This is a genomic window from Alistipes putredinis DSM 17216 (assembly GCF_000154465.1).
Classification (GTDB): domain Bacteria; phylum Bacteroidota; class Bacteroidia; order Bacteroidales; family Rikenellaceae; genus Alistipes; species Alistipes putredinis.
Genome location: NZ_DS499577.1, coordinates 648,647 through 670,002, shown reverse-complemented (window position 1 = coordinate 670,002; position 21,356 = coordinate 648,647). Strand labels below are relative to the sequence as shown.

The following is a 21,356-nucleotide window of genomic DNA, read 5'->3' as shown; positions in this document are numbered from 1 at the left end:
AAAAACGATATGAAACGACAAAACCATAAAGTGATCGTCTGGCTTCGGGTCTGCGTCCTTGCGATGTTCTGCCCGGCGTTCCTGTGGCGCTGCGCGACCGTCATGAACCTCGAAGGCGGTCCGATCGACACCCTTCCCCCGGTGATCGTGTCGATGTTGCCGGACAACTTCACGACCAACTTCACCGCCAGCAAGATTTACGTTACTTTCGACGAATTCGTACAGCTCAAGGACCAGCAAAAAGAGTTTTTCACGTCGCCCCAAATGAAGAAAAAACCCCAGCTTTCGATCCGGGGCCGGGGCATCCTGATCCAGATCAAGGATACGCTCAAGGAGAACACGACCTACGCGCTGAATTTCGGCAGTGCCGTGCGCGACAACAACGAGGGTAATCCGCTCTACTCGATGCGTTACGTCTTCTCGACCGGCCCGGAGGTGGATTCAATGGTCGTTTCGGGATATACGGCCGACAGCTACACGGCCGACAGCGTAGCCAAGAGCTTCATTTATTTCTTTCCGGCCGATTCGGTGGAGGATATTCCCGAATACGACTCGACGATGTTCAAATACCAGCCTGCGGTGATCGCCCGTGCGGAAACCAACGGTATTTTCATCGCCCAGAACCTCAAGCCGATTCCCTACCGGGTCTATGCCTTCGAAGATAAGAACAACAACCAGATTTACGAACCTTCGGTCGATCAGGTAGGCTTTCTCACGGGAACGTATAACCCCGCCGAGCTGCCCGACTTCGGCATCTGGTACGACTCGATCCGCCGCTACGTGACGGCCGACCCGCAGCTTTACTTCCGAATGTTTACCGACGAGGCTTTCGGTCGGCAATACCTGCGTGAATCGGAACGTCCGGTGCAGCACAAGGCGCTCCTCTATTTCAATGCGGGCCATCCCCGGATCGACAGCATCGTGTTCGACAGCATCCCTGCCGACCGCGTAATCATTGAGCCTCAATCACGCAACCGCGATACGATCGCGTTGTGGTTCGACGTTCCTTCGGCCAGTCTGCCCGATACCATCCGGGGAGAAATTACCTACATGAAGCACGACTCCCTCGACCGGCTGCTTCCCTCGACCGAGAAGTTGAAACTGGCCTGGCGGTATATCGAATCGAAAGAGGAGGCTAAAGAGCGCGAGCAGCTCGAAAAGGAGAAAGAGAAGACACTGGCTGCCGGCGAAGAGTGGGTCGAACCGGAGAAGCCGAGTACGTTTACCTACAAGTTTTCCACGACCGGTTCCGTTACCCCCGAAACCAAGCTGTACGTCGAATTCGACTACCCGCTGGTCCGGTTCGACTCGGCTGCCGTCGTGCTGACAGAACAGATGGAGAAGGAGGAACCGCGTCCGATCCGGATCCGATGGCAGCAGGATACGGCCAACATGCGGCGCTGGTGGCTGGATGTTCCCTGGCAATTGAAAAACAATTATGCCCTGACCATCCCCAAAGGAGCGTTGGCAGATGTGGCGGAGCAGCAAAACGATTCGATCGCAGTCAATTACACGGGTGTCGATCCCGAGAAATTCGCTACGTTCATCGTCAATGTGGTCGGTAAAAGCGACGAGGCGAGCTACATCGTGCAGTTGCTGAACGAATCGGGAAAACTCCTTCAGGAAAAAACCGGCGTGCACAGCGGAGTATGCCGTTTCAATTACGTACCGGCCGGCAACGTGAAGTTCCGCATCATCGAGGACATGAACGATAACGGTCGCTGGGACACGGGCAATCTGGTGGAACGGCGGCAGCCCGAGCGGGCCGAATACTATATGGACGATAAAAACATCGATACCTTCGCGGCGAAGGAGAACTGGGAAGTGGAGCTTACTATCGATATGAACAAGGTATTCGCGCCGGTAACGATGCAATCCCTCGCCGAGCTGCTCGAAAAACGCGAAGCCCTGCGCTTGCAAAAGGTGCTGGAAGAGCGGGCCAAGAATCCCAGGCGGAACACCAACAGCAATACCTCGAACACGACGAGCACCATGGGCGGAGGATTCAACAGCGGTATGAACACGATGATGAACGGATTGAGATGATGAGGCGTTTAGGAATGATATGCCTGTTCCTCGGAGCGGTGCTGTGCGGCGGCACAGCGGCGGCACAGCATACGCTGGGCGTAACGGGCGGTTACGGCTACGGCAATGCCCGGTTTTATCCCGACCAGGAAACCCGGGCGGTCTGGGGATGCTACACGGCGGGCGTAACGTGGCGCTATTACGGACCCCAGCGTTTCGTAGGCGGTTTCGGCATCGATTTCGAATATCTGCAACGGGGATTCTCGTTTCTTCAGAATCCGACCGAAGAGGACCCGGCCAAATACCAATGGTACACGCGCCGCGTCAAGTCGCTGATGCTGCCGATCGTCTGGCAGCCGCACATCTACCTGTTCAAAAACCGGATGCGCGTCTATCTCGATGCGGCGGTCTTTTTCTCCTACAACATCTCCTCGACATTCATCAACGAACAAGGTTCGACGGTATCTCCGGAGCAGTCCAAAGGTCCTTGGCGGGGAGAATATGATTTCAAAGTGGTCCGCGACAACCGGTGGGGGTACGGTCTGGCGGGCGGCGGCGGTGTCGCCGTACTGGTGAAGCAACTGGAGTTCAGCGTTCGGGTGCGTTACTACTTCGGCTATTCGGACCTGCTGCGCAATCACAACAAGTATGCGGGAAATACGACGGACGGCTACGAAAATCCATTCTATACTACCCCCCAGCGATCCCCGCTCGATAACCTGACCTTCAGCATCGGCGTCAGCTACCGTTTCAACAAGTCCGGTTTCACGGAGTGGAACAACCGTCCGCCCAAGCGGGACAAGAACAAGGAGGTTTTCAATTACAAAGGAGTCACAAAATAACCGAAATATGGAAACTACACGCCAGCAAAAGATCGCCAAACAGATTCAGCGCGACATGGCCGAAATCTTCCAGAAGGAGGGGGCCGAAATCGTACGGGGAGTGCTCGTGACGGTAACCGCCGTGCGGGTTTCGCCCGATTTTTCATACGCCAAGATCTACGTCAGCGTCTTTCCCTTCGAACAGAATGCCGCTGTCATGGCCACGCTGGAGCAGCACAATTGGTTCCTGCGCCGGGCATTGGGTCAGCGGATTCGGAACCAGCTCAAGACGGTCCCCGAAATCCAGTTCTTCCTGGACGATTCGCTGGAGTACATCGAGCAGATCGACCGGGCGATGCACCGCGAGGAGTAACCTGCGATCCGCCGAAGGCCGATGCTCACCCGATTCTTTGCCCGCCGCTATCTATTTTCACCGAAATCCCGTTCGGTGATCAACGTTATTGCGGGTGTGAGCGTTCTTTCGTTCGCCATGCCCGTTGCGGCGATGATCGTGCTGCTGTCCGTGCTGAACGGTTTCGGAGATTTCGCCAAGTCCATGTCTTCGGCCTTCGATGCCGATCTGACCGTTGCCCCCCGTGAAGGGCAGACCTTCGCATCTGCGGAAATCGACAGTCTGGCGCTGACCCGCGTGAAAGGGGTCGGGGTCGTTTCGTACCTGCTCGAACAGCAGGTTTTGCTCGAACGGGACGGTTTGCAGACGATGGCCACGTTGCGAGGCGTGGACGACCGTTATACAGAAGTGTTCCCGATCGAGGAAACGATCCCGCTGGGCAGTTGGAGCGTTCGCACGGGCGATCTCGACCGACTGGTGCTGGGACGCGACATGGCCCGCACGCTCGGAATCCGGTCTTTGGTCCGTGCCGAAGTCGCCGTCTATGCCCTGCGGCGCGGCAGTTTCTCGTCGTTGCTTCCCGTCGATGGATATTCGGTGCGGCGGCTCGACGTCGGAGGACTCTTCTTTCTCGATTTGGAAAGCGAGAATGAATACGCACTTACCTCCCTGCGTGCAGCCCAGGAACTTTTCGATCGTCCGGGACGCATATCGGCGATCTCGGTGCGCGTAGCCGACGGTGCGGACGCGGAAAAGGTCCGGCGTGAAATCGCCGGAATCGTCGGCGACGATTTCACGGTGCGCACCCGCGACGAGATGAACGCCCTCTTCTTCCGACTGGTTGCCTACGAGAAATGGGGCGTTTTCTTCATTTCGCTGCTGGTCCTGGTGCTCGCCTCGTTCTCGGTAGTCGGGACCCTCGTGATGCTGATGATCGAGAAACGGGACGATGTGGCCACGCTGCGTGCCCTGGGCGCCGATACGAAGCTCATTCGTTCGATCTTCGTCGGCGAAGGACTCCTGATCGGCGGTCTGGGGGCGTCGATAGGAGCCGTGCTGGGCGTAGGCTTCTGCCTGGCACAGCAACATTTCGGAATGATTCGCATCCCGGTCGATACGTTGTTGTTATACAGCTATCCCGTAGAGATGCGCTGGAGCGATTTGCTGATCGTTGCGGCGGCTTTCGGGGCGGTAATTCTGGCGATTTCGGAGCTGACCGTGCGGAGTGTGATGAAAAACAACAAACTATGATATGAAACGATTGATCCGTCTGTTTTGTCTGATCGCGGCGGCAACCGCCCTCGGTTCCTGCGCCCGGGACAAGGTGATCCCCGACGAGGAGCTGGCCCGGATTTTCCGGGATGCCTACCTCATCAACGCCTACGTTTCGGACCGGGGAGTGAAGCTCGACTCGCTCGAACTTTACGAACCGGTTTTCAGCCGTTACGGTTACACGGCCGAAGATGTCCGCTATACTATCGGCAACTTCTCACGGCGCAAAAGCGCCAAGCTGAGCGACGTGGTCGAACAATCCATCCGGCTGCTCGAAGAGGAGAGCGCCTACTACAAGTACGAAGTCGGCGTACTCGATACGATCGACAACGTGGCCCGTCGCCGTTTCACCCGCACGGTCTATTCCGACTCGCTGATCCGGGTCACCCGGATCAAGGACACCGCACGGCTTCGGGTTCGGATTCCCGACACACGTCCCGGCGAATACCGTGTGTCGTTCGACTACCTGATCGACTCGCTCGATGAGAACCTCGCGCCCCGTATGCGGGTATGGCTGGTGGAGGCCGACAGTTCCCGCAAGGGCGAATCCTCCTCGATCCTGCGGAAGTCGAGCCGGGAGCGTGTTTCCCGGATACTCCAGGCGGACAGTTCGGCCCGTTCGCTCGTACTCTCCCTGTACGGGACCCGCGAAAAGTTCAGGCGTCCCGACGTGACGATATACGACCTGAAAGTATCCTATACGCCCGAAACCGCAGAGGCCGTGGACAGCCTCTACATCGACCAGTTGGGTCTTAAAATCTTCGCCGATGAATTCTTCTCCGTCTTTTCGCCGGATAGCCTCCAACTACCTCTTCACGGGGAGGCATCTCGTTAAACACCCGCTGGTGACGGTTCGGGCCGACGGACGCATCGAATCCGTCGAAACGTGCGCCGCGCCGGACGGCAGACCCGGTGTCGAATTTTACGCGGGAGTCTTGGTTCCGGGACTTATCAATGTCCATTGCCACCTGGAACTCTCCTACCTGCGGGGCGCTATTGCCCAGGACGGCGGCTTCGCCGCTTTCGCCCGGTCGATGGGCCGGGTGCGGGGACAGTTCAGCGAACAGGAGCGGGCTGCGGCCATCGCTGCGGCCGACGCCCGGATGTGGGCGGAGGGGATGCAGGCCGTAGGCGATGTAGCCAACGGAGATTCGGCCTTTGCCGTAAAAGCCCGCAGCCGCCTGTCGTACCGTACTTTCGCCGAAGTCTTCGGGCTGCATACCGACTCGACGGACGAACAGCGGCGTCTGCTCCGCTATCCCGAAACTTCGCTGACCCCTCACTCGATCTACTCCGTGCAGGATGCCCTTTTCCGGGAGATCTGCGCGGAGGGCGACGAACCGCTTTCGATCCATTTCATGGAAACGCCGGCTGAAGCCGAACTCTTCGAACAGCGCGGCGAGTTGTGGGAGTGGTACCGAAAGGCGGGTTTTACGTGCGATTTCCTGCATTACGGCTCTCCGGCAAGGCGGATCGTGGAGAGCGTTCCGGCCGACCGGAGCGTTATTCTGATTCACAACTGCTGCGTGAATCAGCAAGATATCGATTTGATAATGAATCATTTCACGGCTCCGGTCTGGTGGTGCCTGTGTCCCGGCTCGAATCGTTACATTTCGCGGCTGGTTCCCCCGGTGGAATTGTTGCGCCGCAACGGGCTGAATATCTGCCTCGGAACCGATTCGCTGGCGTCCAATACGGCGCTTTCGCTGCTCGGCGAGATGCAGCATCTCGGGAAGATACCTCTTGCGGAACTCCTGACCTGGGCCGCACCGAACGGAGCGCGTGCACTGGGTTTTTCCGAGCTGGGCGAGGTCGCTGCGGGCAAACGGCCAGGGCTGGCGGTGCTGTCCGGACTGGATTACGACTCGATGACGCTCACGCCCGCATCGTGCATCGCACGGATTCTCTGATCGGGCGAATGCAGGCCTCTATTTCCGTCGGCAAACGCTCCGAATCAGACCGGGAAAAGGAGCGACTCCCGAAAAAAGACAATAACGATAAGGGACGGAATTCCTCCGTCCCTTATCGTTACTGTTCCCGTCGATTACAGCGGCAGGTACTTTTCGACCGTATCGCGCAGGTGATCGCCCTCGAGATGGGTGTAGATTTCGGTGGTCAGGATGCTCTCGTGCCCCAGCATCTCCTGCACCTGACGGATCGAAGCGCCCCCTTCGAGCAGATGCGTAGCGAACGAATGACGGAAGGTGTGGGGACTGATGTGCTTGTCGATTCCGGCCCGGTGAACGGCTTCGCGCAGGATCGTGAAGACCATCACACGGGTAAGCTGCGTCCCCCGGTTGTTGAGGAACACGACGTCCGATGCGGACGTTTTAGTCGCCCGATCGTCGAGGTAACGCTGAATCTTTTCACGAGCCGCCCCGCTGACCGGTACGAGGCGCTGTTTGTCGCCCTTGCCCGTCACGCGGATATACCCTTCTCCGAAGAAAAGGTCGCCCAACCGCAGCGAGGTGAGCTCCGAAACGCGCAGCCCGCACGAATAGAGGACTTCGAGCATCGCGCTGTCCCGCCGTCCCTTGACCGTAGAGGTATCTACGGCGGCAACGATGCGATCGATCTCTTCGACCGTAAGAATATCCGGAAGGTGACGGCCGAATTTGGGCGTATCGATGAACTGGGTCGGGGTAGAATCGATCACGTCGGTCAGCATCAGGTAATTGTAAAAGCTGCGGATACCGCTCAACGCCCGTGCCTGCGAGGTTTTCTCCCGTCCTTGATCGTACAAGAGGGCCAGGTAGCGCTCGATCATCGGAGCTTCGACCTTGCGGGGCGGCACGTCGTAGAACCGGAGGATGAAGTGGGCGAACTGACGCAGATCGCGCATGTAGGATTCGACGGTATTCTCCGAGAGCCGTTTTTCCAGTTTGATATAAACGCGGTAACTACGGCTGATTTCTTCCCATTTTTTGAGAGTTTCTGCCATTTTTATTTATCTTTGTAGAAGATAGGATACGCCTCGGAAAACTGCGAGCAAGCTCCCGTTTTCTTCTCGGCTTTCAAAGATAAGACGCAGCTCGGACAAGCTCGAACGACCGACGCCCGAAGCATACGCAGAGGACACTTGTGAACTCTGCCTGCAAGGAGGAGGGAAACAGAAAGTTAAGTTTGGCTTGCCGCTTGCCTATCATTATCTTTGCAGAAGATAAACTTCGCCCCGGCAAAGTCCGCATAAATTCGGCACTGCGCCCGGCCCAATTGTCTTCTCAGAGGCGAAGATACAAAAAAATTTTACATAATATTATTTCGAAAGACTTTTTGCCGGTTCTTTCGACCGAAAAACGATATACCGATATGGATTATGTGGAGTTGAACGTCCGGGTCACGGATCCCGAGTTGGCCGAAATTCTGACGGCCGAATTAGCCGAGCTGCCCTATGAGAGCTTCCAGACGGAGGGCGAGGTGCTGAAAGCCTACATCCCCCGCGAGCGGCTGGCGGACTGCATGCAGCAAACCGACGACCTGCTGGCCCGCTACGGCATCGCCGACCGGCGTTATATCGCCATCGAGTCCCAGAACTGGAACGCCTTGTGGGAACAGAATTTCACGCCGGTCGATGTCGATGGACGCATCCTGATCCGGGCGCCGTTCCACGCATCGCAACCCGGATACGAACTGGAAGTGGTCGTCATGCCCCGCATGGCTTTCGGCTCGGGACACCACGCAACGACCTGCCTGGTCGCGTCGGCGCTCTGCGATCTTTCGCTGACAGGAAAACGCGGACTCGACATGGGCTGCGGTACGGGCGTACTGGCCATCGTGGCCGCCAAACGGGGTGCCGCGACGGTCGATGCCGTCGATATCGACGAGTGGGCCGAGGCCAACTGCCGCGAAAACGCGGCGGCGAACGGACTGGCGGAGCGGATCGCTCCGATGCTGGGCGATGTAAGCCGCATCGCGGGCCGGAAGTACGATTTCATCGCGGCCAACATCAACCGCAATATCCTCACGATGGACATGCCGGCCTATGCCGAGGCGCTCGATACGGGCGGCGATCTGCTGATGAGCGGATTCCTGGAGGAGGATGTACCGGTCATCGAGGCTCGGGCTCGGGCCTGCGGGCTGGAGCCGGTCGAAGTGCGTAGGCGCGACGGCTGGGCGATGGTGCACGTAAAGAAAGCGTGAGGTGCCGGGAACGCTCAAGACATACAAGGCGCGGGGAATCGTGCTCAATTCGCTCAAGTACGGCGACAGCGCGATGGTCGTGCACCTGCTGACCGACGCGTTGGGGCGTCAGAGTTACATGGTGCAGGGTGTCCGCAGCAGTCGGGGACGGGGTTCGAAACTGGCGTTGTTCCAGCCGATGTTCGCCCTCGAATTCGAAGGGCTGACCTCTTCGCGGCAGCAGATGCACCGTTTTCGGGAGGTGCAGAGCGGAATCGTCCTGCAACGAATGCCTTTCGACGTGAGGCGCTCGACGATCGCCCTGTTCATGGCAGAGGTTTTGTACCGTCTTGTCAAGGAGAGCGAGCCTGACAGCCAGTTGTTCGATTTCGTGTGGGAGAGTATCGGGGCGCTGGACAGTATGGAAGAGGGCGTGGCCAATTTCCACCTCTGGTTTCTGGTGAATCTGAGCCGTTTCCTGGGATTTTATCCGGGAAACGAATATATGCCCGGCGCCTGGTTCGATGCCTGCGAAGGATCGTACACCGTGCAAAAGCCGCCGCATGCGACGGTAATGACCCCGGAGAACGCTCGTCTAATGAACGACTTCGTGGAGTGCGACGTACGTTGCCTGGCCGAAATAGGACTCAACCGTACACAGCGGAGCGCTTTTCTGGAGGCTTTGCTGGCCTACTACGGTTACCACCTGGACGCGATCCACGCCGTGCAGTCGGTCCGTATTCTGCAAGAGGTGTTCTGACCGGGAAACCGACATCAGAGGACAACGGACTTTTCCGGCAGGCGACGACGCAGAGCGCTTCTCCGGTGTACCGGGTGCGGAAGCAAAGGCGAACCGGAAGTTTTGCCGGGTACTGAAAAACGAAAGAAAACAGTTCAATGTTATGAAACGAATTTTCTACAGCCTGCTTTTCGCAGGCACCGTATGGACGGCTGCAAGTCAGAATCCGCCCGAAATCAAAACTCCGGACCGGAAAGCGGCCGAACGGATCGAGGAGTATTATCTGTCGAAGATGCTTCCGGATTCGATGTAGCTCAAAGCACCCTCCCTCTATCCGGCGGACTATTTCAGCCCTTCGACCACCATGACGCCGGTGATTTCGATGAGTTCGCTCATGGAGATCCGGACCAAATACGCGTTGCGCCGCATAGATATCGTTCCCTATAAAGTGCGCAGCGGCTGGTTCTCGATTTCCAACGGCCAGGCCCAGAACTGGAGTCCCTATCTGGACGGGCATCTCGACGCCCGGACCCTCTCGTTTCCCGTACCACGGTAACGACCCCGATCTTGCGTTGTGCGGCTGGTCATCGAGGACGACCGTACCGATTTTCAAACCGACATTCCGTTTCCCGGAGCGAATCTGCTCCGGGAAATTTTCGTTTCCAACTCCCGCATCCGCAAATTTGGGTATTTATGCGTAACGGATTCCGGCAAAAAAATCGCTTCTTTGCACACTTGTTAATGTGTAGTTTATGAAGAAAAGTTTGATTCGACAACTTAAAAGCGAAGACTGGGTGATCGTCGGGGCCGGCGCAGCGATTCTCCTGCTCGCCCTGCTGTTTCCCCGCTGGATGCCTGCGATGCCCAAAGACCTCTCCTCCGCCGGAAATTGGATGAGCGCCGGAGCGATGTTCCTCTTCCTGCTGGTTTTGACGGGTGTCTGTCAGCGGATATTGGGCCGTCCGCTGCGTCGTTTCGCCGTTTCGCTGCTCGCCATTTTCGGCGTGGCTCTGCTGTCGCAAGCCGTGGCTTCGATCCCCGCAATTAAACGACTGGGCTTCGAGGCGGTTTTCTTTTCGGTGATCTTCGGCCTGGTCATCAGTAACTTTTTCCGGGTGCCCGAGTGGTTGAAACCGGCGATCCAGAGCGAGTTTTACATCAAGATCGGTATCGTCTGCCTGGGTGCGACGATCCTCTTCGGCGAAGTGCTCCAATCGGGCGTTTACGCGCTGATCCAGGCTTTCATCGTCGTCTTTACGGTGTGGTACTTCGCCTTCTGGCTGGCCCGGCGGATGCGTGTGGACGAGGAAACCTCGACGATGCTCGCCAGCTCGGTCAGCATCTGCGGCGTTTCGGCCGCCATCGCCACCTGCGGCGTAATCCGGGGCGACAACAAGAAACTCTCCTACATCATTTCGCTGGTGCTGGTCTGCGCCGTGCCGATGATGTACGTGATGCCCTGGCTGGCCGGTCTGCTGCTGCCGACTGTGGTGGCGAACCCCGAAACCGTGCAGGAAGTCGCAGGCGCCTGGATGGGCGGAACGATCGATACGACGGGTGCGGTCGTAGCGTCGGGTGCTCTGCTGGGTGAAACGGCCGAACAGACGGCCATCATCGTCAAGTCGTCGCAGAACGTCCTGCTGGGTATCGCGGCGTTCGTCATTTCGCTGTATTGGTCTTACAAGGGACAGAAGAAACGTCAGCGCCCCAGCGTGCGGGTGATCTGGGAGCGCTTCCCGAAATTCGTGGTGGGTTTCGTCGCGGTATCGCTCCTCTTCAGCCTCTTCTTCGCCGGCAACGAAGCCGCGCCGGCCCGCACTTCGGCCAAGATGTTCAGCAATACGCTCTTCAACATCGCGTTCGTCTGCATCGGCCTCGAAACCCGTTTCCGGGATATTTTCTCGAAGGAAAACCGCCGCACGTTCTGGGCTTTCATGACGGCCCAGATGTTCAACATCGTAGTCACGCTGATCGTGGCCTACCTGTTGTTCGGCGTACTGAAACCCTATCTGAATTAGGATCGGGGAATCCGAAAGGTACAGCAATCGGCACTCTTTTGGGAGTGCCGATTTCGTTGCCGGGCTATCGTTTGCGGCGGAAGAAGTAGCTTTTCTGCCTGCGTTTCTCCTCCTGCGAGCGGGCGACATAGACCTTTTCGCCCGTATAGGGGTTTTCGCCCGTGTAGAACATCACCGACGAAAAGGTCATCGGTGTAGGGGTCAGATCCTGCACCTGCTCCAGGTCGAAGTGGAGTTTGCCCAACACCTTGTCCGCCAGCGAGCGCATGTCGCGCTCCGTGCATCCCGGGTGCGAGGAGATGAAATAGGGAATCAGCTGGTACGGCAGCCCTTCGCGGCGGCAGATCCGGTTGAAATCGGCGTTGAGCCGTTCGAACATCACGAACGGCGGCTTGCGCATCAGTTTCAGCACGGCATCCTCGGTATGTTCCGGCGCCACTTTGAGGCGGCCCGACGTATGATGACGGATGACCGTATCGAGGTAATCGCTGCCGTCGAACAGGTCGTAGCGGATACCGCTGCCGATAAAAGCCTTCTTGACCCCCTTGACCGCCCGCACTTTGGCATAGAGATCGAGCAACGGACGATGGTCGTTATCGAGGTTGGGGCACATCTTCGGATGCAGGCACGACGGACGGCGGCATTTGCTGCACAGCTCCCGGTCGCGGCCGCCCATGCGGTACATGTTGGCCGAAGGCGCTCCGATGTCCGAAAGGTAACCCCGGAAATCGGGCATGCGGGTCACCCGCTCTACTTCGCGAAGGATGGATTTTTCGCTGCGCGAAGTGATGAACTTGCCCTGGTGGGCCGATATGGTGCAGAAGGAGCAGCCGCCGAAACAACCCCGATGGATATTGACCGAGTGCTTGATCATCTCCCAGGCCGGAATGTCGCCACGACCCCGGTAGCGGGGGTGCGGCGCCCGCTCGTACGGCAGATCGAACGAATGATCCAGCTCCTCGGTCGTAAGCGTCGCGTTGGGCGGCGTGATGACCGCATAGCGGTCGCCGACACCTTCGACGAGCGTTTCGTCCGGTTCCATCAGGTTGCTCAAGGTTTCGATGCGGGTGAAGTTCTTCCCAAAGGCCCGCTTGTCGGCCACGCACTCCTCGTAGGAGTGCAGGCGGATCGTTCGGGTGGGATCGAGCCGCTCCACATAGCTGCGGTCGGCCATGAATCCCACCTGTCGGATATTTCGCAACAACTTGGCGTTGAATCCGTTGTTCATCGCCCGCGCCACCTGTTGAATCACCCGCTCGCCCATGCCGTAGATCAAAAGGTCGGCCCCGCTGTCGGCGAGGATCGAGGGATGGAGCGAATCGCTCCAGTAGTCGTAGTGGGTCAGGCGGCGCAATGAAGCCTCGATACCGCCGATGACCACCGGCGTACGCGGAAAGAGCCGCTTGAGAATCTGCGTATAGGTTTTGACCGCATAGTCGGGGCGGAATCCTGCTTTCCCGCCGGGCGTGTAGGCATCGTTGCTGCGCAACCGGATGTTGGCGGTATAGTGGTTCACCATCGAATCCATCGCCCCGGCCGTCACGCCGAAGAAGAGGCGCGGAGTGCCGAGCTTGGTGAAATCCCGCAGGTCGTCCCGCCAGTTGGGCTGGGGCACAATCGCCACACGATACCCTTCGGCTTCGAGCAGACGGCCCACGACGGCCGCGCCGAACGACGGGTGGTCGATGTAGGCATCGCCCGTGAAGAGGATCACGTCGAGTTGATCCCAGCCGCGTGCGCGGACTTCCTTGAGGGTAGTGGGCAGAAACATTTCAATCTCGATTTTTATTCTTCCGCAAGCCCCGCAGCGGCATAGGCGTCCCACTTAGCCAACACGGTACGGAAATCTTCCGGCAGTTCGCTTTCGAAATAGACCTGTTCGCCCGTAGTAGGATGCTGGAAGCCGAGGCTTTTGGCATGGAGTGCCTGCCGGGGCATCGCGGCGAAACAATTTTCGATAAACTGTTTGTATTTGTTGAAGGTCGTACCTTTGAGGATACGGTCGCCGCCGTACCGTTCGTCGCCGAACAGGGGGTGTCCCTTCCACTGCATGTGGACGCGGATCTGGTGTGTGCGGCCCGTTTCGAGGCGACATTCAATGAGGGTTACGTAACCGTAGCGCTTCAGCACCCGGTAGTGGGTCACGGCGTGCTTGCCGTCCGAGCCGTCTTCGAAGACCCACATCTTCTGCCGGTCTTTGGGGCTGCGGCCGATGTTGCCGGTAATGGTGCCTTCGTCCTCCTCGAAATTTCCCCACACCAGCGCCACATACCGCCGCGTGATCGTATGGTCGAAGAACTGTTTGGCGAGCCGAGCGTGCGCCCGCTCGTTTTTGGCGATCACCAGCAGCCCCGAGGTGTTCTTGTCGATGCGGTGCACCAGTCCGGCCCGCATATCGCCCTCCTGGAACAGGGGCAGATTCTGCAAATAGTATGTAAGGGCGTTCACGAGCGTTGCGGAGTAGTTGCCGTGACCGGGATGGACGACCATGCCCGCAGGCTTGTTGACCAGCAGCAGGTCGTCGTCCTCGTAGGGAATTTCGAGCGGGATGTTTTCGGGAATGATCTCGATTTCGCGCTTGGGATAGGGCATCACCAGCGAGATACGGTCGCCGGGTTTGACCTTGTAGCTCGACTTCGCGGGTTTGCCATTGACCAGGATATTGCCTGCGTCGGCAGCCGTCTGGATGCGGTTGCGCGAACAACGCTCCATGTGGATCGTCAGGAACTTGTCCAACCGCAGCGGGCTTTGCCCCCGGTCGGCCGTGATGCTGTAATGTTCGTACAGCTCGTCCTGCTCGCCGGCAGCGTCGTCCTCGAGTTCGTCCGGATCGGGTATGTATTGCGATTCGCTCATCGGACGTGTGCGTTATTGGAAAAATTCGTCTTCCGCTGTCTCTTCGTCCGGGAAAAGCCCGTCGTCGATGACCGGCTCCGCTTCGACGGGACGGTTGGCCAGACTGTCCAGACGAACACGGGCCAGCGAATCGGCCGTTTCAGCGTCGAGGCGGCGCAGCTCTTCGGCGGCTTTTATCATCTCCTTATCGGCCGCAGCGCTCTGGGCGGTGACTTTGGCAGCATCGAGGGTCAGCTTCAGATCGACCTTCGCACCCAGCCGGGCACGGCTGCCGGCCGAAGGCGTCTGCAGATAAACCCGGGCTTCCCGCTGGTTCAGCAGGTTGATTCCCTCGTCGAAGGAGATCTTGCCGATGTTGAGCCCCAGCTCCCACAAACGGCTTTTGGCCTGTTGGAGGTGAAGCCCCACGGTCTTCGGCACGAGTGTCGAAACGGAACCGCTCTCCCCGACGTAAAGGGTGACGCCGCTGCCCGCTTCGAGCTGTACGCGGCTTTTCTCCGAGACTCGCTTGCCGTCGGCGTACTCTTCGAGCACGTAATTGGTCGCCAGATCGGGACGATAGACGATCTGTTCGATCCCCAGGCCGGCCACTTCGAGCATATTCTTGGCCTGGCGCAGCGAACGGCCGGCGACATAGGGCACCGTCACCATCTTCTGCCGATAGGAGTTGATCGTGACATAGACCTTCCGGCCGGGTTTCACCCCGACGCCCTTTTCCGGGAGTTGGTCCAGCACCACGCCCCCGTCGTAGGCAGGCACATACAGCGAGTCGTTGACGATGATTTCCAACCCCTGACGGCGGGCCTCCCCGAGAGCCTCCTCGAGCGGAATGCCTGTCAGGTCGGGCACCGTACGGTGCGCACTGTGGCGCGTGCCCAGCAACAGCAGCAAGTGAGTTGCGACGCCCAGCACGAGCAGCACGCAGACGATGATGAAAAGGTGTTTCAGAAAAGGATGCTCACCGACTTTCGCCCAATATTTTTTCAGTTGTTCCAGCATGGTATTGTTCTGTCGTTTTTGTTCGGGGATCGGAACTGCCTGGCAACGGTACGTACCGATCCGTTTCGTCTGTTTCAGGGTATCTCGTTATCCGATCTCGCGGTAAAAGGTGTCGCGTTCGACGGCCCGGTAGCCGGCTGCCGCGACGATGCGGCGCATCTCCTCCGTGGTCATCGCCGGACGCTGATCGTCGGCTCCGGCCATCGAGTAGATTTTGGTCGTATCGTCGATCGTGCCGTCGATGTCGTCCGCACCGAAAGCCAGAGCCAGCTCCGTAGTCGCTTTGCCGTACATCACCCAGTAAGCCTTGATGTGGGGAATGTTGTCCAGGTAGATGCGGCTCATGGCCAGCATCCGCAGGTCCTCGGTCACGGAAACCTCGCCGATTTCCGACATGCGGTTGCCGAAATTGCGGTATTTGAGCGGGATGAAGGCGTTGAAGCCGCCCGTCTGGTCCTGCTGGCGGCGCAGCCGGTCGAGGTGGTCGATGCGGTGTTCGACACACTCGATATGGCCGTAGAGGATCGTGGCGTTGGTCGGGATCCCCAGCCGGTGTGCAGCAGCATGCACCTCGAACCACTCTACGGTCGAACCTTTATCGGGACAGATTCGGGCACGCAGCTCCTCGTCGAAAATTTCGGCACCCCCGCCCGGTATCGCCTCCATCCCGGCGCTGCGGAGCAGACGCAACCCTTCGTCGATAGTCAGCCCCGCTTTGCGGATCATGTAGGAGAGCTCGATGGCAGTGAAGGCCTTGACGGTCGCTTCGGGCAGGATCGCCTTCACGCGGCGGATCATCTCGACGTAATAGTACAAATCGTGCTCGGGATGCACGCCTCCGACGATATGCACTTCGGTTACGCCCTGTCCGGCGTGGTCGCGGGCGATCCGTTCGACCTCTTCCAGGGAGTAATCCCACGCCTCGGGACTTCCCTTCGGACGGCGGTAGGAACAAAAATTACAGTTGAACACGCACAGGTTCGTGGGTTCGATGTGGAAATTGCGGTTGAAATAGACCTTGTCGCCGCTCACGCGCTCCTTGCTCCGGGCGGCCAGCTCGCCCAACAGCCAAAGCGGAGCTTCGTGCCAGAGCACGAGGGCTTCGGCAGGGGCGATCCGCTCGTCGGAGCGGACCTTGCGGACGATATCTTCGAGTTGCGGGGACATTATTTCGGTGCTTTGCGATAAAGATAAACAGCGATACAGAGGTAAAGTATGTTCGGTATCCAGACAGCGATCCAGGGCGGCAGCGTACCGCTCTTGGCAAACTCCTCGAAGAAGCGGATGAAGAGGATATACGAGAAGCAAAGGGCAATGCCGATGCCGATGTGGAGTCCCGTGCCGCCCCGCACCTTGCGCGAGGAGAGCGAAACACCGATGAGTGTCAGAATGAACGTACCGACAGGATAGGCGTAACGGGCGTGTTGTTCGACCTGAATGATGTTGATCGAGTCGGAACCCTTGCTTCGCTGCTGTTCGAGGAACTGGTTCAGTTCCACTATATTCATTGTTTTTATCAACTGGTCAGTGCGTCCCAATTCATTGACATCCAGATTAATGAGTGTGTCCAGATTGCGGTGTTGCGTGAAAGTTTCCACACCGAGCGAATCGAACGTGCGGGTGGTATATCGTCGGGCCGACCACCGCTTGGTTTCGGGATTGAACCTCACCTCTGCGGCTTCGAGCGATGCGGTCATCGCTCCCGATTCGTACTCTTCCAGGCTGAAGAACGAAGCCTGGTTCGATTCCTTGGAGTAGTTGCGGATATAGGCGAACGTACCGGGTTCGATCTGACGGTAGATATTTTTATCGTATTGGAAACGCGCCTTGCGCGGGATGTATTGGTTCTCGAAAGCCACGCAGCTGCGCTGCGACACCGGAATCAACCAGAGGTTCAACCCCAGAGAGAGCGAAGCGATGATGAGCGCCCCCAGGAAATAGGGCCACATCAGCCGCCGGAAACTCATGCCGCCCGAAAGCATAGCCACGATCTCGGTCTGATAGGCCATTTTCGAGGTGAAGAAAATGACGGCGATGAAGGTGAACAGTCCGCTGAACTGGTTGATGAAGAACGGGATGAAATTCAGGTAATAGTCGAAAATGATCGCCTTGAGCGGCGCTTTCGTTTCCGTAAAGTTGTCGATCTTCTCCACGTAGTCGAAGATCACCACGACCACGATGATCATCGCGATAGCGAAGAAGTAGGTGCTCAAGAACTTGCCGAGGATATACCGGTCGAGGATCTTGAATCCGGGGAAGCGGAAATGCGGGAGCTTTCGTTTCATCGTGGTTCGAGTGTTACAGCCTGCGGCCGAGTTTGGCGACCATCTGCTCCTTCCAGGGTGTGAAATCCCCGGCCCCGATGTGTCGGCGGGCCTCGGTGACCAGCCGCAGGTAGAATGCGATGTTGTGCAGCGAAGCGATCTGCGCACCGAGCATCTCCTGGCAGATCGTCAGATGATGCAGGTAGGCTTTCGTATAGACGTGATCGACGAAGGCGGTGCCTTCGGGATCGATCGGGGAGAAGTCGTCCTCCCATTTCTTGTTGCGGATATTGATCGTGCCTTCCGAAGTGAAAATCTGTCCGTTGCGTCCGTTGCGCGTGGGCATCACGCAGTCGAACATATCGACACCCCGGGCGATGCCTTCGAGGATGTTGATCGGCGTGCCGACCCCCATCAGGTAGCGGGGGCGGTCTTCGGGCAGGATGGCATTCACCACCTCGATCATCTCGTACATCACGTCGGTCGGCTCGCCTACGGCAAGACCGCCGATGGCATAGCCGTCCGCGTCGTACTGTTTGACATTTTCGGCCGCCCGCGCCCGCAAGTCGGGATAGGTACAGCCCTGTACGATGGGGAACAGCGCCTGGTAATGGCCGTATTTGGGCGAGGTCTGGCGGTAACGGTTGAAACAGCGGTCGAGCCAGCGCTCGGTCAGGGCGAGCGACTTGGCGGCATAATCACGCGGCGAGTCGCCCGGCGGACACTCGTCGAAGGCCATCATGATATCGGCGCCGATCGTACGCTCCGTGTCGATCACGCTTTCGGGCGTGAACAGATGGCGCGAACCGTCGATGTGGGACTGGAAATGGCATCCTTCCTCCTTGAGCTTGCGGCAGCCCGCTAGCGAGAAGACCTGAAAGCCGCCGCTGTCGGTGAGCATCGGCCCGTCCCAGGTCGAGAAGCGGTGCACGCCGCCCGCCCGCTCGAGAATATCCATACCGGGACGCAGATAAAGGTGATAGGTGTTGGCCAGGATGATCTGGGCCCGGGCTTCGTCGCGCACGTCGCGGTGAAAAATGCCCTTGACGGTCGCCGCCGTACCTACGGGCATAAAGATCGGGGTCTTCACCACGCCGTGATCGGTCTGCAATTCGCCCGCCCGCGCCTGCGAAGAGGGGTCTTTATGTTGGAGCGTAAATTTCATAGATGTCTATATAACGTACAAAAGTACGTAAAACTATTTATAATTCATAAAAAATGGTCGCAACAGTGTGCATCGCGGTCATGTCGCGGCCGGTCGGTGCGGCGGGAGGGAAGGATGGTGAAAAGTCGGCGCGAAATAACGGGGCCGGGAATATACGGCGGCGACTGTCAAGGGCATCTTTCACCGCGACGTGCGCGACGAAGCCCGAATGCGGTTTGTTTTATTTGATTGCAAATAAAATGTATTTTATTTGGTAATCAACAAAGAAATGTTTAATTTCGGATCAGGAGGAAAACTTCTTCCGGTCCTGTTCCGGGAATTTTCAGCAACTCCCGGAACAGGGTTCGACCGAAAACCCTGAAATTAATCCGTTATGAAACATTTCAGACTTTTTTCACTGTTCTTCGGTTGCTGGCTATTAGCTAGTTGTACGGCCGATCCGGGCACGGAGCCGGGGCCTTTCGGTGAAAACCCTCCGACTGCTGAAAAGCCGCATGCGGTCCCTGTCGAACAGGCTCTCGAAGAGTTGCAATCCGTCCTCGAAGAGATCGATATTCCCGCGGAAGATGGCGCTGTCACCCGCAGCGGCGGCATACGGCGTGTGAAAAACGTGACGACGGTTTCTCCCGAAGTGTTGAATCCCGACGGCACCCGCAGCGAAGCTACGGCCGACGTGGAGGATCTGCTCTACATCGTCAATTTCGAGAACGAGGCCGGCTATGCCATTCTGGGGGCCGACGACCGGTTGGAGCCGGTCTATGCGGTCGTCGATGAAGGAAGCCTCACGACCGAAGAGTTCCGGTATGCCGTAACCATAACCGATGAACAGGCACAAGCCGACGGAAAATTCGTTTTCCCGCTGCAATTGGTTGCACAGGCTGCGATCATCGGAATCGAAAACGCCGATACAGATGCTGATGGAGGAGTCGCACCTATGAGCGACGACGGACGTCACACGGGGGATTTAGGCGGCGATGTTTTAAGACGAGAATATGTTTATGTCACTCAAGAAAAAGTCGGACCACTGATCCCGGTGAAATGGGGACAAGGGTATCCTTTTAATGCAAGTGTCACACAAATCAATGGAAAATGTTGTTGGGCAGGATGTTCGGCTATTGCTGTGGCACAGGTTTTAGTATCAAATTATTGGCATTATGGTTCTGTAGTCGGGTCGATCAAAGGAACTCCGATCGATTGGACATTGATCAGACGTGCGATTCAGAATCCTAATCTTCTTATAGCCACAGAAGGAAAACCGTCCACTCTTACTCCTGAAGCCAAAGCTGTGTCTATGTTAATATACGCAATCGGCGTTGTCCTGAATATGGATTATGGTTTGGATGGAAGTTCTGCGAGTCTAAAAGATTCTCGAGATGGTTTGACTTATGTCCTTTATAAGGGAGTAAATGATCACACTTACCGTGATAGTTATGTACGTACGATGATGTTGGATCGAAAAAAAACAACTATAGTAAGAGGACATTCTAGTACTGGCAGAAAACTTAATCATCAGTGGAATATAGATGGTTGGTTATATCGAATGCGTTATATAAAAACTTATTATCGTAACGGTACTACATCAATCTCTTCAAAGGAGCAGGTTCCACAAACGCTTATTCATTGTAATTTCGGATGGAATGGACTATGTAACGGTTATTATTTTAGCGGTAGTTTTAACACGACGACAAAGCCTGTTGATCAGGAAAGTGGGATAGATAATGTAGAAGGTACCCAAGATGGAAATTACACTGACGATTTGCGAATGATTACTTATACGGAAATACCTTAAAATCTCCTATTATGAAACGAATCAAATATTTGGGCGTGCTGTTGTCGATCGTTACATTATGTGTCGCCTGCGAAAAATCGGAAAAGGATGGACTAGGTGGGTTCCATAAAAATTTTGTCGAATTGTATGTCGATGGGCAGATCATGTTGACTGAATTTCAAAACGAATGTTCGGGGGATGCACATAGGTTATCGAAAAAACAGATTGCGGGATTTGTCATATGCATACCATCTCCCAAAATGTATTTTTTTTACGGACCAGACATCGAAAAATTCAACCGATGGGCTGCAAGAAACAACGATATTGATTTTAATCAGGTATTAGCTAACGGTGCTTTACCTATGGTCGCCACTTTTGCCGATAATTTCAGTAAAATGGTCGTTACAAGCAATGCCGACTGGGATGAAGCACATCCCGCCGGGACATCGCTCGACGATGTTTTGCAGGTGCGCATCAACTCTTCCTCCGATTTCGTACACGACGGTTACGATATGGGAGAATATAAGTATGAATTTCTGCAAAATTACGATTATCTCAAAACCATCGAAAAGCGTCCGTCGGAGTTGACTGCTGCCGACATGAAAATGGTTTACTATTCATTGACAGATTTCAGTTCACAGACAAAATCCCCTGTAATCGTCTTCACCAGTGCCCCGACGCTCGAAAAAGAGCATACGCTGACGCTTCGCTGGACGACCGTCGAGGGCGATGTCAAGACTGCCTCGGTCACCTGCACGCCGGAGGTCGATCCTGCGTTGCAATAAATAGCCGACAGGAACAGCATAATATAAGGTCGAACTTCAATACGGGCTAAAATTCTTGCCGCTCCAGTCCTGTTTCGCAAGAAAGACGCTCTAGACAAACGTTTGATCCATTGCAATTTCGGATGGGGAGGGACAGCCAACGGGTATTATTACTACGGAGCTTTCGATCTGCG

20 protein-coding genes are annotated in these 21,356 nt (G+C 56.7%); 13 read left to right on the top strand and 7 right to left on the bottom strand.

The features are described from left to right. Nucleotides 1-9 precede the first annotated feature (9 nt). The 6 genes from ALIPUT_RS03165 (at nucleotide 10) to ALIPUT_RS03140 (ending at nucleotide 6,380) form a co-directional block, all read left to right on the top strand. Entirely contained in the window at nucleotides 10-2,046 is a 2,037-nt protein-coding gene (locus tag ALIPUT_RS03165; RefSeq protein WP_004328234.1) for an Ig-like domain-containing domain, read from the top strand. Beyond that, entirely contained in the window at nucleotides 2,043-2,867 is an 825-nt protein-coding gene (locus ALIPUT_RS03160) for a porin family protein (RefSeq protein WP_004328233.1), read from the top strand. Before ALIPUT_RS03165 ends, ALIPUT_RS03160 begins: the two co-directional genes overlap by 4 nt. 7 nt (nucleotides 2,868-2,874) lie before the next feature. Next, nucleotides 2,875-3,219 carry a 30S ribosome-binding factor RbfA gene (gene rbfA / locus ALIPUT_RS03155; protein WP_004328232.1) on the top strand — a complete coding sequence of 115 codons (345 nt, stop codon included), beginning with the start codon at nucleotides 2,875-2,877 and terminating at the stop codon, nucleotides 3,217-3,219. A 75-nt stretch (nucleotides 3,220-3,294) separates the two neighbouring features. Further along, on the top strand, nucleotides 3,295-4,449 hold the full coding sequence (locus tag ALIPUT_RS03150; protein ID WP_227088933.1) for an ABC transporter permease: 1,155 nt from the start codon (nucleotides 3,295-3,297) through the stop codon (nucleotides 4,447-4,449). Nucleotide 4,450: 1 nt separating this feature from the next. Further along, nucleotides 4,451-5,305 (top strand): DUF4296 domain-containing protein, encoded by an 855-nt coding sequence (locus tag ALIPUT_RS03145; RefSeq protein WP_004328230.1) that lies wholly within the window; start codon nucleotides 4,451-4,453, stop codon nucleotides 5,303-5,305. After that, complete coding sequence (locus ALIPUT_RS03140; protein ID WP_040293141.1) at nucleotides 5,238-6,380, top strand: amidohydrolase family protein; 1,143 nt, start codon at nucleotides 5,238-5,240, stop codon at nucleotides 6,378-6,380. Before ALIPUT_RS03145 ends, ALIPUT_RS03140 begins: the two co-directional genes overlap by 68 nt. 134 nt (nucleotides 6,381-6,514) lie before the next feature. Here the strand turns inward: ALIPUT_RS03140 and xerA are convergent, their stop codons facing one another. Then, nucleotides 6,515-7,411, bottom strand: a complete 897-nt coding sequence (gene xerA / locus ALIPUT_RS03135; RefSeq protein ID WP_004328228.1) for a site-specific tyrosine recombinase/integron integrase — start codon at nucleotides 7,409-7,411, stop codon at nucleotides 6,515-6,517. A 368-nt stretch (nucleotides 7,412-7,779) separates the two neighbouring features. Here xerA and prmA point away from each other — a divergent pair, with 368 nt between their 5' ends. The 5 genes from prmA to ALIPUT_RS03115 all read left to right on the top strand — a co-directional run bounded on the left by prmA (nucleotide 7,780) and on the right by ALIPUT_RS03115 (nucleotide 11,346). Then, the gene (gene prmA / locus ALIPUT_RS03130; RefSeq protein WP_040293397.1) at nucleotides 7,780-8,610 is read left to right on the top strand and encodes a 50S ribosomal protein L11 methyltransferase; all 831 of its coding nucleotides are present in this window, start codon (nucleotides 7,780-7,782) and stop codon (nucleotides 8,608-8,610) included. Between the two features lies 1 nt (nucleotide 8,611). Beyond that, a complete protein-coding gene (gene recO, locus ALIPUT_RS03125) occupies nucleotides 8,612-9,349 on the top strand; it encodes a DNA repair protein RecO (RefSeq protein ID WP_004328225.1) in 738 nt (245 codons plus the stop codon). Nucleotides 9,350-9,491: 142 nt separating this feature from the next. Further along, entirely contained in the window at nucleotides 9,492-9,641 is a 150-nt protein-coding gene (locus tag ALIPUT_RS12680; protein WP_004328224.1) for a hypothetical protein, read from the top strand. Nucleotides 9,642-9,692: 51 nt separating this feature from the next. Continuing rightward, nucleotides 9,693-9,884 carry a hypothetical protein gene (locus ALIPUT_RS03120; protein ID WP_004328223.1) on the top strand — a complete coding sequence of 64 codons (192 nt, stop codon included), beginning with the start codon at nucleotides 9,693-9,695 and terminating at the stop codon, nucleotides 9,882-9,884. Nucleotides 9,885-10,080: 196 nt separating this feature from the next. Then, complete coding sequence (locus ALIPUT_RS03115) at nucleotides 10,081-11,346, top strand: YeiH family protein (protein ID WP_004328221.1); 1,266 nt, start codon at nucleotides 10,081-10,083, stop codon at nucleotides 11,344-11,346. A gap of 64 nt (nucleotides 11,347-11,410) precedes the next feature. Here the strand turns inward: ALIPUT_RS03115 and ALIPUT_RS03110 are convergent, their stop codons facing one another. The 6 genes from ALIPUT_RS03110 to tgt all read right to left on the bottom strand — a co-directional run bounded on the left by ALIPUT_RS03110 (nucleotide 11,411) and on the right by tgt (nucleotide 18,630). Then, nucleotides 11,411-13,117: a YgiQ family radical SAM protein gene (locus ALIPUT_RS03110; RefSeq protein WP_004328220.1), complete on the bottom strand. Its 1,707-nt coding sequence runs from the start codon at nucleotides 13,115-13,117 to the stop codon at nucleotides 11,411-11,413. A 14-nt stretch (nucleotides 13,118-13,131) separates the two neighbouring features. Further along, nucleotides 13,132-14,202: an RluA family pseudouridine synthase gene (locus ALIPUT_RS03105; protein WP_004328219.1), complete on the bottom strand. Its 1,071-nt coding sequence runs from the start codon at nucleotides 14,200-14,202 to the stop codon at nucleotides 13,132-13,134. 12 nt (nucleotides 14,203-14,214) lie between these two features. Continuing rightward, nucleotides 14,215-15,201 carry a PASTA domain-containing protein gene (locus ALIPUT_RS03100; protein WP_004328218.1) on the bottom strand — a complete coding sequence of 329 codons (987 nt, stop codon included), beginning with the start codon at nucleotides 15,199-15,201 and terminating at the stop codon, nucleotides 14,215-14,217. 87 nt (nucleotides 15,202-15,288) lie between these two features. Further along, nucleotides 15,289-16,368, bottom strand: a complete 1,080-nt coding sequence (locus tag ALIPUT_RS03095) for a radical SAM protein (protein WP_004328216.1) — start codon at nucleotides 16,366-16,368, stop codon at nucleotides 15,289-15,291. Continuing rightward, on the bottom strand, nucleotides 16,368-17,486 hold the full coding sequence (locus ALIPUT_RS03090) for an LptF/LptG family permease (RefSeq protein WP_004328215.1): 1,119 nt from the start codon (nucleotides 17,484-17,486) through the stop codon (nucleotides 16,368-16,370). The genes ALIPUT_RS03095 and ALIPUT_RS03090 overlap by 1 nt, the downstream gene beginning before the upstream one ends. 13 nt (nucleotides 17,487-17,499) lie before the next feature. Further along, nucleotides 17,500-18,630, bottom strand: coding sequence for a tRNA guanosine(34) transglycosylase Tgt (gene tgt, locus ALIPUT_RS03085; RefSeq protein ID WP_004328212.1), 1,131 nt, complete (start codon nucleotides 18,628-18,630; stop codon nucleotides 17,500-17,502). Nucleotides 18,631-19,003: 373 nt separating this feature from the next. Here tgt and ALIPUT_RS03075 point away from each other — a divergent pair, with 373 nt between their 5' ends. After that, complete coding sequence (locus ALIPUT_RS03075; RefSeq protein ID WP_004328210.1) at nucleotides 19,004-20,419, top strand: C10 family peptidase; 1,416 nt, start codon at nucleotides 19,004-19,006, stop codon at nucleotides 20,417-20,419. Nucleotides 20,420-20,430: 11 nt separating this feature from the next. Then, the gene (locus tag ALIPUT_RS12675; protein ID WP_004328209.1) at nucleotides 20,431-21,183 is read left to right on the top strand and encodes a hypothetical protein; all 753 of its coding nucleotides are present in this window, start codon (nucleotides 20,431-20,433) and stop codon (nucleotides 21,181-21,183) included. Nucleotides 21,184-21,356 lie beyond the last annotated feature (173 nt).

What these genes read in the sequence shown, in the direction of transcription:
- ALIPUT_RS03165 (WP_004328234.1), top strand. Translation starts at nt 10, where the DNA reads ATGAAACGACAAAACCATAAAGTGATCGTCTGGCTTCGGGTCTGCGTC.
- ALIPUT_RS03160 (WP_004328233.1), top strand. Translation starts at nt 2,043, where the DNA reads ATGATGAGGCGTTTAGGAATGATATGCCTGTTCCTCGGAGCGGTGCTG.
- rbfA (WP_004328232.1), top strand. Translation starts at nt 2,875, where the DNA reads ATGGAAACTACACGCCAGCAAAAGATCGCCAAACAGATTCAGCGCGAC.
- ALIPUT_RS03145 (WP_004328230.1), top strand. Translation starts at nt 4,451, where the DNA reads ATGAAACGATTGATCCGTCTGTTTTGTCTGATCGCGGCGGCAACCGCC.
- ALIPUT_RS03140 (WP_040293141.1), top strand. Translation starts at nt 5,238, where the DNA reads ATGAATTCTTCTCCGTCTTTTCGCCGGATAGCCTCCAACTACCTCTTC.
- xerA (WP_004328228.1), bottom strand. Translation starts at nt 7,411, where the DNA reads ATGGCAGAAACTCTCAAAAAATGGGAAGAAATCAGCCGTAGTTACCGC.
- prmA (WP_040293397.1), top strand. Translation starts at nt 7,780, where the DNA reads ATGGATTATGTGGAGTTGAACGTCCGGGTCACGGATCCCGAGTTGGCC.
- ALIPUT_RS12680 (WP_004328224.1), top strand. Translation starts at nt 9,492, where the DNA reads ATGAAACGAATTTTCTACAGCCTGCTTTTCGCAGGCACCGTATGGACG.
- ALIPUT_RS03120 (WP_004328223.1), top strand. Translation starts at nt 9,693, where the DNA reads ATGACGCCGGTGATTTCGATGAGTTCGCTCATGGAGATCCGGACCAAA.
- ALIPUT_RS03115 (WP_004328221.1), top strand. Translation starts at nt 10,081, where the DNA reads ATGAAGAAAAGTTTGATTCGACAACTTAAAAGCGAAGACTGGGTGATC.
- ALIPUT_RS03110 (WP_004328220.1), bottom strand. Translation starts at nt 13,117, where the DNA reads ATGTTTCTGCCCACTACCCTCAAGGAAGTCCGCGCACGCGGCTGGGAT.
- ALIPUT_RS03105 (WP_004328219.1), bottom strand. Translation starts at nt 14,202, where the DNA reads ATGAGCGAATCGCAATACATACCCGATCCGGACGAACTCGAGGACGAC.
- ALIPUT_RS03100 (WP_004328218.1), bottom strand. Translation starts at nt 15,201, where the DNA reads ATGCTGGAACAACTGAAAAAATATTGGGCGAAAGTCGGTGAGCATCCT.
- ALIPUT_RS03095 (WP_004328216.1), bottom strand. Translation starts at nt 16,368, where the DNA reads ATGTCCCCGCAACTCGAAGATATCGTCCGCAAGGTCCGCTCCGACGAG.
- ALIPUT_RS03090 (WP_004328215.1), bottom strand. Translation starts at nt 17,486, where the DNA reads ATGAAACGAAAGCTCCCGCATTTCCGCTTCCCCGGATTCAAGATCCTC.
- tgt (WP_004328212.1), bottom strand. Translation starts at nt 18,630, where the DNA reads ATGAAATTTACGCTCCAACATAAAGACCCCTCTTCGCAGGCGCGGGCG.
- ALIPUT_RS03075 (WP_004328210.1), top strand. Translation starts at nt 19,004, where the DNA reads ATGAAACATTTCAGACTTTTTTCACTGTTCTTCGGTTGCTGGCTATTA.
- ALIPUT_RS12675 (WP_004328209.1), top strand. Translation starts at nt 20,431, where the DNA reads ATGAAACGAATCAAATATTTGGGCGTGCTGTTGTCGATCGTTACATTA.